8 protein-coding genes and 1 rRNA gene are annotated in these 8,871 nt (G+C 74.8%); 8 read left to right on the top strand and 1 reads right to left on the bottom strand.

Annotated features, from left to right (window positions below):
• The 3 genes from rrf to ABLM29_RS13625 all read left to right on the top strand — a co-directional run.
• A 5S ribosomal RNA gene (rrf, locus tag ABLM29_RS13635) occupies positions 1-104 on the top strand; the annotation flags it as partial.
• A gap of 153 nt (positions 105-257) precedes the next feature.
• Positions 258-1,406, top strand: a complete 1,149-nt coding sequence (locus tag ABLM29_RS13630; protein WP_349714665.1) for a CehA/McbA family metallohydrolase domain-containing protein — start codon at positions 258-260, stop codon at positions 1,404-1,406.
• 143 nt (positions 1,407-1,549) lie between these two features.
• Positions 1,550-2,737, top strand: coding sequence for a hypothetical protein (locus ABLM29_RS13625; RefSeq protein WP_349714664.1), 1,188 nt, complete (start codon positions 1,550-1,552; stop codon positions 2,735-2,737).
• A gap of 45 nt (positions 2,738-2,782) precedes the next feature.
• Here the strand turns inward: ABLM29_RS13625 and ABLM29_RS13620 are convergent, their stop codons facing one another.
• Entirely contained in the window at positions 2,783-3,907 is a 1,125-nt protein-coding gene (locus tag ABLM29_RS13620) for a DUF1015 family protein (protein WP_349714663.1), read from the bottom strand.
• 78 nt (positions 3,908-3,985) lie between these two features.
• Between ABLM29_RS13620 and ABLM29_RS13615 the strand changes: the two genes are divergently transcribed.
• The 5 genes from ABLM29_RS13615 to recN are packed head-to-tail and all read left to right on the top strand — an operon-like array spanning position 3,986 to position 8,857.
• On the top strand, positions 3,986-5,029 hold the full coding sequence (locus ABLM29_RS13615) for an HAD-IIA family hydrolase (RefSeq protein ID WP_349714662.1): 1,044 nt from the start codon (positions 3,986-3,988) through the stop codon (positions 5,027-5,029).
• Between the two features lie 9 nt (positions 5,030-5,038).
• Entirely contained in the window at positions 5,039-5,206 is a 168-nt protein-coding gene (locus ABLM29_RS13610) for a hypothetical protein (RefSeq protein WP_349714661.1), read from the top strand.
• Positions 5,207-5,208: 2 nt separating this feature from the next.
• A complete protein-coding gene (locus tag ABLM29_RS13605) occupies positions 5,209-6,057 on the top strand; it encodes a TlyA family RNA methyltransferase (protein ID WP_349714660.1) in 849 nt (282 codons plus the stop codon).
• Positions 6,054-7,064 carry an NAD kinase gene (locus ABLM29_RS13600; protein WP_349714659.1) on the top strand — a complete coding sequence of 337 codons (1,011 nt, stop codon included), beginning with the start codon at positions 6,054-6,056 and terminating at the stop codon, positions 7,062-7,064. Before ABLM29_RS13605 ends, ABLM29_RS13600 begins: the two co-directional genes overlap by 4 nt.
• Positions 7,061-8,857, top strand: a complete 1,797-nt coding sequence (gene recN, locus ABLM29_RS13595) for a DNA repair protein RecN (RefSeq protein ID WP_349714658.1) — start codon at positions 7,061-7,063, stop codon at positions 8,855-8,857. Before ABLM29_RS13600 ends, recN begins: the two co-directional genes overlap by 4 nt.
• Positions 8,858-8,871: the final 14 nt, after the last annotated feature.

Here is an 8,871-nt window from a genome sequence, read left to right as displayed (position 1 = left end):
GCGGCAGGGAAACACCCGGTCCCATACCGAACCCGGAAGTTAAGCCTGCCAGCGCCGATGGTACTGCAACCGAGAGGCTGTGGGAGAGTAGGACGCCGCCGGACAAACATTCCCCAGAGGGCCATCACCACACGGTGATGGCCCTCTGGCAATTTTCATGCCGCCCCCTCCAGTCGGCGCCGCATTTCCCGGAACGGTCCCGCTGCGTTCGCATCGCCGCCCACTGCTGTTGGCGACGGCGCTCCTACCGTGACGGGGTGCTCTCGATGCTGCGCATGTCCCTGCTGATCGCCGTGGCGGCGCTGGTCGTGGGCGTGCTCGTGCCCTCGCCGCGGTCCCAGCCGGCTGCGGCCGCCGCCGCGCCGTGGATGACGATCTACTTCGGCACCACCCACGCGCACACCGGCGCCTACAACGACCACGGGATGGACGGCTCCGGACCCGCGGAGGTTTTCGCCGCCGCCCGACGCGGCGGCCACGACTTCGTCCTGCTCACCGAGCACGCCGGCCCCACCGGGCCGGCGCGCCCGTCGGCGTACCGTTCGCTGGCGGAGGCCGCGGCCGACGACGCGATGCGCTCGGGCGACTTCGTCGCGCTCGTCGGCTACGAGTACTCGGAGAACGGTGGCGACGGGGACCGCGACTCCGGCCACCTCACCGGCTACGGGACGGCGGCCTTCCCCGACGCCACCGCCCGCGGTATGGACTTCGACGGCTTCCTCGACCTCCTGGTGCGCGACGCCCGGTCCGGTCCGGTGCTCGCCGGCCTCAACCACCCTGTCGGGACCGGCCATCCGGCGGCCGCGGCGGCGCGGCTCACGCCTGCGCGCCGCGCGGTGGTGGTGATGAGCGAGACCTCCAACAAGGTGCGCTACCGCGCGAGTGACGAGGCGGCCTACTACCGCGCCTTCGTCCGGCACCTCGACGACGGGTGGCGGGTCGCCCCCACGTGCGGGGTCGACTCCCACGGCACCCGGCAGATCGCGAAGCGGGAGACGGAAAGCAAGAAGCCGTGCCGGACCGGGCTGCTCGCGCCGTCCCTGTCGCGGGACGACGTCGTCGCCGCCCTGCTCGAGCGGCGCATCTACTCCACGCGCGACGCGAACCTGCGGGCGACGTACTCGGCGAACGGGGAGTGGATGGGCAGCGAGCTCGGGAGCCCCGCGCAGGTCGCGCTGGACATCGAGGTGCGCGACCCCGACTCGGGGCGCTTCCAGGACCGGATCACGCGGCTCGAGGTGATCGGCAGTGGCGGTGCCGTCCTGGCCTCCCGCACGTTCTCCGCGCACGACGTGACCTGGCGACCCACGGTCGCGGCCGGCTCGAACGACTACCTCTTCGTGCGCGTGTTCAACGGCGAGCGCTCGGCTCACACCGCCGTGCTGGCGCCGGTCTGGCTGGAGTAGCGCTGGTCGAGATCGGCTCCTCCGCGGAGGCCCCCCGAGGGGGTGGCCGGCGCAGCTCCGTCCTTCCCACGCCGTTCTCCGGCGCTTAGGCTCGGTCCACTTCGTGTTTCTCAGGTGGTCACCTCGGGGAGGGCGGGACACATATGGGGCTGCGGCTGGCGTCGGCACGGCGGACGGCCGCGCTCTGCGGGACGGTGACCGGTTCCTCGGCGCTGGTGGCCTCGCTCCTCGCGGGCCCGGCGCCGGTCGCCGCCCAGGAGCCCGAGCCGGCGTCACGACCGATGCCGCCGAAGATGAGGGTCTTCTACGGCACGACGCACGTGCACACGGGCGCCTACAACGACCACGGCCGGGACGACTCCGGCCCCGCCGACGTCTTCGCGGCCGCGCCCGGCGCAGGGATGTCGTTCCTGGTGCTGACCGAGCACGCCGGGCCGAGCGGTCCCACGGACCCGGCGGCCTACCAGGCCCTGGCGACGGCGGCCGCCGAGGACGCGACCGTCGACGGCGAGTTCGTCGGCCTCTCCGGCTTCGAGTACTCGGAGAACGGCGGCGATGACGACGACGACAAGGGCCACCTGACGGTCTTCGGCACCTGGGGGATGCTGAACGCGAAGGCGCCCGGGATGGACTTCACGGAGATGTACGGCCGGCTCACCCGCGCGGCGCGGACCCGGACCGTCTTCGCGGGGTTCAACCATCCGGGCCGCGGCGGCCACCCGGCCTCCCGGCGGAACCGCCTGTCCCCGGAGGTACGCCGGATCGTGGCCCTCAGCGAGGTCTCCAACCAGGTCGGGTACCGGCCCGGACCGGAGTCGGCGTACTACGACGCGTTCGTGCGCCACCTCGACCGCGGCTGGCGGGTGGCGCCGACCTGCGCGCTCGACAGCCACCAGGTCAAGCAGCTGGTGGTGCCCGAGTCGACCGACAAGAAGCCGTGCCGCACGGGCCTGGTCGCGCCCTCGCTGAGCAGGGACGAGGTGCTCAAGGCGATCCTGGCGCGGCGACTCTTCTCCACCCGCGACACGAATCTCCGGGCGCGGTACATCGCCAACAAGCGGTGGATGGGCCGGATCATCGGTACGCCGGAGCAGGTGCGGTTCCGGATCAGGGTCCGCGACCCCGACGTGCTCGACCACGACGACCGGATCACCCGGATCCAGGTGGTCGGGAGGCACGGCAAGGTGGTCGCCAGCCGCGCGTTCGACGCGCACCGGGTCGTCTGGCGGCCGACGGTGAAGGCGGGGAAGAATCCGTACCTCTTCGTCCGGGTCTTCACGGGCGAGCGGGTCCAGCACACCGCGGTGCTCGCGCCGGTCTGGCTCGAGTAGCCGCGAGTCGGCAGAAACTTTCTGCCGACTCGCGCTCGGGCGCGGTCAGCCCTCCGCGAGCGAGCGCAGCAGGACCCCCAGGCTCGGCTTCGGCTGGAACGACGTCGCCTTCTCCGGGAGCAGCCGGTCCTCCTCGGCGATCCGCATCGCCTGGTCCACCGACGGGGCGGGCATCAGCACGGCGACGCACTTGGCGCGCGCGGCGCGGTCGAGCGCCTCCTCCACCGAGTGGTGGAAGCCGATGGTGGAGGGCCCGTGGGGCAGGGCCGGCAGCACCGTGCGGTGCAGCACCTCGACGGCGGCGCTGTCGTCGGGGACCTGGAGGGTGACCACCGCCCACTCCGTGCCGTCGGTGGCGGCCAGCTGGGTGGGCCCGAGCGACGCGACCGCCTGCTGCTGGTCCACCCGCGTGAAGCCCAGGCCGAGCAGTCGCGTCGCCTGCTCCAGGTGCTCCATCGTGGTCCCGGCCAGCGACCGGTGGATCGGGCCCAGGAACAGGGGGGTGTCGGCCTGGTCGACCAGCATCGCCAGCCCGAAGTCGTAGCCGGGGCCGATGCCGCGTTGCTGGAGCCGGAGGTAGGCCGCGTAGCGGTGGTGGCCGTCCGCGATCAGCGCACGGGAGGTGGCCACCTCCGCGGCGATCTGCTCCAGCGTGTCCGGGTCGGTGATCGCCCAGAGGCGGTGCTGCTGCGCGGACCGGTCGGTGAAGTCGTGGTCGGGGTCGCCGGTCATCACCTTCCCGGTCAGGTCCCGCAGGGCCGGCGAGCCGTGGTGGACGAGCAGGATCGGCGCCGGGTTCAGCTGCATCTCGGCCATCCGGTCGGCCAGCTCGTCGGCCTGCGCGGGGTGGATCCCCTCGTGGGGGAGGACCACCCGGTCCTCGGGGCGCAGCGCGCGCCGGGAGACGTCCAGCGCGCCGACCAGCCCGCGGATGGTGATCCCGTTCGAGGTGTACTCGTGCAGGTACAGCGCCGGCTCGGTGTCACGCGCCACCAGGCCGCGCTGCTGCCAGCGCTGCAACCGCGACGCCACCGCCCGGTACGGGCGCGCGAAGGCGCGCCCCGTGGCCGGGTCCCCGACGCGCGCGGGCTTCAGGCGCAGCGCGGCGAACGGCTCCAGCCGCAGGGGTCCCGCGACGTACGGAGGGGTGACCAGCGTCGTCGCGTCCATCAGGCCATCGTACGAACGCCGGCGAAACGGCGCCCGCACCGACCACCCCGCAGGAGGGCGGCCTGACAGGATGGACCGGTGCTGCATGCCTCCCCGGAACCACTCGTGGCCCGCTACGACCTGGCGATGCTCGACCTCGACGGCGTCGTCTACATCGGCGACCACGCCGTCGACGGCGCCGCGCGCGCCCTCGACGAGGTGCGCGACGCCGGGATGCGGCTGGCCTTCATCACCAACAACGCGGCGCGCACCCCGCAGACGGTCGCCAGCCACCTCACCTACCTGGGCATCGACGCCGCGCCCGGCGACGTGGTCACCTCGGCCCAGGCGGCGGCCCGGGTCGCGGCCGACCGCCTGCCCGAGGCCGCCGCCGTCGTCTGCCTCGGCGGCGACGGCCTGCGATCGGCGCTGGCCGCCGTCGGGCTGCGCCCCGTCGGACCGGGGGACGACGCGAGCGCCGTGCTCACCGGCTACGGCCCGGACGTGCTCTGGCGCGACATCATGCAGGTCGCGGTGCGGATCCGGAACGGGCTGCCGTGGATCGCCAGCAACACCGACCACACGATCCCGACCGCCGCCGGCACCGCACCGGGCCACGGGGTGCTGGTGCGGATGCTGAGCGACTTCACCGGCGTGCTGCCGACCGTCGCCGGCAAGCCGGAGCGCCCGCTGCTGGACGAGACGATCCGGCGGATGGGGAGCGAGCGCCCGCTGATGGTGGGTGACCGCCTCGACACCGACATCGAGGGGGCCGACCGGGCCGGCACCGACTCGCTGCTGGTGCTGACCGGGGTCACCGGGCTCGCCGAGCTGGTCGCCGCGAAGCCCGCCCAGCGGCCGACGTACCTCGCCTCCGGGCTGGCCGGCCTGACCCGGGCCCACGCGGCGCCGGAGCGGGCGGACCGCGGCTGGCGCGTCGGCGGCTGGTCGGCGCGGGTCGACGACGGACGGCTGGTCGTCGCGGGCGAGGCCGCCGGCGGCGGTTCGGACGATGCCGACGACGCCTGGCGTGCGGTGGCGGCGGCCGCGTGGGAGCACCTCGACGCGTCCGGCGCCGTGGCCGACATCTCCGACCTCGCCCTGCCGTCCGCCCTGCCGTCCCCGGGCCGCGCGGGGCGGTAGCCTGCAGGCATGAGCGAGGTACCCGCGCCGCCGAGCACCGACATCGAGGAGGTCGACGCCGTGCTGGCCACCGTCGCCGGTCTCGACGACCGTCCCGTCGCCGAGCACGCGGCCGCCTTCGAGGCCGCGCACGCCGTGCTGCGCCGCACGCTCGACGACCCGCCCACGCCCGCCTGACCATGCCCCCGCGCCGACTCCGACTCGACGCGGAGCTCGTCCGGAGGGGCCTGGCGCCCTCCCGCGAGCGTGCCGCGCGCCTGATCGCCGACGGGCGGGTGAAGGTCTCCGGTGCCCTCGCGTCCAAGCCCGCCACCGGCGTCACCACCGACGTCGCGATCGTGGTCCTCGAGGGCGCCGACGGCCCCGACTACGTCTCCCGGGGCGCCCACAAGCTGCTCGGCGCGCTCGCCGCGTTCGGCCCGGCCGGCCTCGTGGTCGAGGGGCGCCGCTGCCTCGACGCCGGCGCGTCCACCGGTGGCTTCACCGACGTGCTGCTCCGTGCCGGAGCCGCCGAGGTGGTCGCCGTCGACGTCGGCTACGGACAGCTGGACTGGTCGCTGCAGAGCGACGACCGGGTCCGGGTGCACGACCGGACGAACGTGCGGACCCTGGAGGCCGACCAGATCGGGGGACCGGTCGACCTCGTCGTCGGCGACCTGTCCTTCATCTCGCTCACCCTGGTGCTCGACGCGCTGCTCGGCGTCACGCGGCCGGACGGCGACCTGGCCCTGATGGTCAAGCCGCAGTTCGAGGTCGGCAAGGACCGGGTCGGCAAGGGCGGCGTGGTCCGCGACCCCGAGCTGCGCGCGGAGGCGGTGCTGACCGTGGCCGCGGCGGCCGCCGAGCGGGGCTGGGGCGCCCGGGCGGTCACCGTCAGCCCGCTGCCCGGCCCGTCGGGCAACGTCGAGTTCTTCCTGTGGCTGCGCCGCGGCGAGGCGGCGGTCGACGACGCGACGATCGCTGACGTCGTACGGCGAGGGACGGCCGCGGCGGATCCGTCCGCCCCGGATGAGAGGCTGGAGCCATGAGCGAGCCGTACGCGACCCCGCGCCGCGTCCTCGTGCTCGCCCACACCGGCCGCGTCGAGGCCCGGGACGTCGCGCGCGCCTTCGTCAAGGAGCTGACCGGCCACGGCATCGTGGTCCGGCTGCTCCGCAGCGAGGCCGCGGACCTGGAGCTGGACCCGGCCGGCTACGACCCGCAGGTCGAGGTGACCGACTCCGAGACCGACGCCAGCCGCGGCTGCGAGCTGACCGTCGTGATCGGCGGCGACGGCAGCATCCTGCGCGCCGCCGAGGTCACCCACAAGCGGCTGACCCCCGTGCTCGGCGTGAACCTCGGCCACGTCGGCTTCCTCGCCGAGGCCGAGCACGAGGACGTCGCCGCCACCATCGACGCGATCATCCACCAGCGCTACACCACCGAGGACCGGCTCACGCTCGACGTCCGCGCGTTCCACGACGGCCGGCTCGTCTACTCCACGTTCGCGGTCAACGAGGCCAGCGTGGAGAAGGCGGCGCCTGAGCGGATGCTGGAGGTCGTCGTCGAGATCGACGACCGCCCGCTCTCGCGGTGGGCCTGCGACGGCGTCGTCTGTGCGACGCCGACCGGCTCCACGGCGTACAACTTCAGCGCCGGCGGCCCGGTGGTCTGGCCGCAGGTCGAGGCGCTCTGCATCGTCCCGCTCAACGCGCACGCGCTCTTCGCGCGGCCCATGGTGGTCGCGCCGTCGTCGGTGATCGCCGTCGAGGTGCTCGCCGGCAACCAGGGCGCGGGCGTGCTCTGGTGCGACGGGCGGCGCAGCGTCGACCTGCCGCCCGGTGCCCGGATCGAGGTCAGCCGGGGGCTCCGGCCGGTGCGGCTGGTCCGGTTGCACAAGGCACCGTTCACGGATCGGCTGGTGGCCAAGTTCGGGCTGTCGGTCGAGGGGTGGCGGGGCGCCGCGGAGCAGCGCCGGGCCGCGGCCGCGCGGGAGCGCGCGGCGGAGGGGACCGCCGAGGACACGACGAACGGAAGCGCAGGAGAGGCACCGTGATCGAGGAGATCCGGATCAGTGGGCTCGGGGTCATCGAGTCCTCGACGCTCGAGCTCGGGGCCGGGCTGACGGTGATCACCGGTGAGACCGGTGCCGGCAAGACGATGGTGGTCAGCGCGCTCGGGCTGCTGCTCGGCGGCCGCGCCGACAGCGGCGCCGTCCGCTCCGGCGCTCGCCAGGCACGCGTGGAGGGGCTGGTCGCCTCCGCCGGCATCGCCGGGCTCGAGGACGCCGTCGACGAGGCCGGGGGAGAGGCCGAGTCCGGCCGCGTCGTCTTCGCCCGCAACGTCAGCGCCGAGGGCCGCTCCCGCGCGTACGCCGGCGGCGCGGCCGTCCCGGTCTCCACGCTGTCCGCGCTCACCGAGCCCCTCGTCGCCGTGCACGGCCAGTCCGACCAGCACCGCCTGCTGCGCCCCAGCACCCAGCGCGACTCCCTGGACCGCTTCGGCGAGCTCGACCCGCTGCTGGCCGACTACCGGGCGCTGCACGCCCGGCTGGTCGACACCGAGCGCTCCCTGGCCGACCTGCGCGGGCAGGCCCGGGAGCGGGCCCGCGAGGCCGACCTGCTCCGCTTCGGCGTGGAGGAGGTGGCCGCGGTCGCCCCCCAGCCGGGCGAGGACGACGCCCTGGCCGCCGAGGAGGCGCGGCTGGGACACGCCGACACGCTGCGCGGCGCCGCCGAGCAGGCGCGCGAGGCCCTCTCCAGCGAGCACGGCAGCCCCGACGCGATGGCCGCGGTGGCCGCGGCCCGCGGGCTGCTCGACGGCGTCCGGGACCACGACCCGGAGGCGGCCGGGCTGGCCGACCGGGTCGCCGAGGTCAGCTACCTGCTCTCCGACGTCGCCGCCGACGTCGCCTCCTACGCCTCCGGGATCGAGGTCGACCCGGCCCGGCTGGCCGGCGTCTCCGAGCGGCGCGCGGCGCTGATCGCCCTGACCCGCAAGTACGGGGAGACGGTCGACGAGGTGCTCGCCTGGGCCGAGTCCGCCGCGCTGCGTCTGGGCGACCTGGACTCGACCGACGACCGGATCGCCGACCTGGAGCGCGAGCGCGCCGACCTGCGCGCACGGCTCGCCGCCGCCGCGGCGGCGCTGAGCACCGCCCGCGCCGAGGCCGCCACGCGCCTCGCCGGGGCGGTCTCCGACGAGCTGACCGGCCTGGCGATGCCCCACGCGCGGCTCACGATCGCCGTGCGGCACCAGCCGGTCGCGGCCCCGGCCGATCCCGCCGACCCGCCCGCGGACGGACTCGAGGTCGACAGCACCTGGGTCCGCTTCGGGCGCTCGGGCATCGACGAGGTCGAGTTCCTGCTCGCGGCCAACACCGGCTCCGAGCCGCGGCCCTTGAACAAGGGCGCGTCGGGCGGCGAGCTCTCCCGCGTGATGCTCGCCGTGGAGGTCTGCCTCGCGGGCACCAACCCGGTCCCGACCTTCGTCTTCGACGAGGTCGACTCGGGCGTGGGCGGAGCGGCCGCGGTCGAGATCGGCCGGCGGCTGGCGCGGCTCGCCCGCGACGCCCAGGTGCTGGTGGTCACGCACCTGCCCCAGGTCGCCGCCTTCGCCGACCGGCACGTGGTGGTGGAGAAGGCCTCCGACGGGTCGGTCACCAGCTCGGGCCTCACCACCCTCGACGACGCGGGCCGGGAGAACGAGCTCTCCCGGATGATGGCCGGCCTCGCCGGCTCCGACACGGCACTCGCGCACGCCCGCGAGCTCCTCGACCTCGCGCAGGAGGAACACGGGGCCGCTCGCGACACGCGCCGGCGACACGAGTCCCGCCAGCGTGCTAGTTGAGCCTCGAACGGATA

The organism is Nocardioides sp. YIM 152588 (genome assembly GCF_040191335.1).
Taxonomy (GTDB): domain Bacteria; phylum Actinomycetota; class Actinomycetes; order Propionibacteriales; family Nocardioidaceae; genus Nocardioides.
The sequence above is the reverse complement of the archived record's forward strand: the minus strand, read 5'-3'. Positions and strand labels throughout refer to the sequence as shown.

Bases quoted from the DNA above. Each gene is read 5' to 3' on its own strand.
- ABLM29_RS13625 (WP_349714664.1), top strand. From the start codon at position 1,550: ATGGGGCTGCGGCTGGCGTCGGCACGGCGGACGGCCGCGCTCTGCGGG.
- ABLM29_RS13620 (WP_349714663.1), bottom strand. From the start codon at position 3,907: ATGGACGCGACGACGCTGGTCACCCCTCCGTACGTCGCGGGACCCCTG.
- ABLM29_RS13610 (WP_349714661.1), top strand. From the start codon at position 5,039: ATGAGCGAGGTACCCGCGCCGCCGAGCACCGACATCGAGGAGGTCGAC.
- ABLM29_RS13605 (WP_349714660.1), top strand. From the start codon at position 5,209: ATGCCCCCGCGCCGACTCCGACTCGACGCGGAGCTCGTCCGGAGGGGC.
- ABLM29_RS13600 (WP_349714659.1), top strand. From the start codon at position 6,054: ATGAGCGAGCCGTACGCGACCCCGCGCCGCGTCCTCGTGCTCGCCCAC.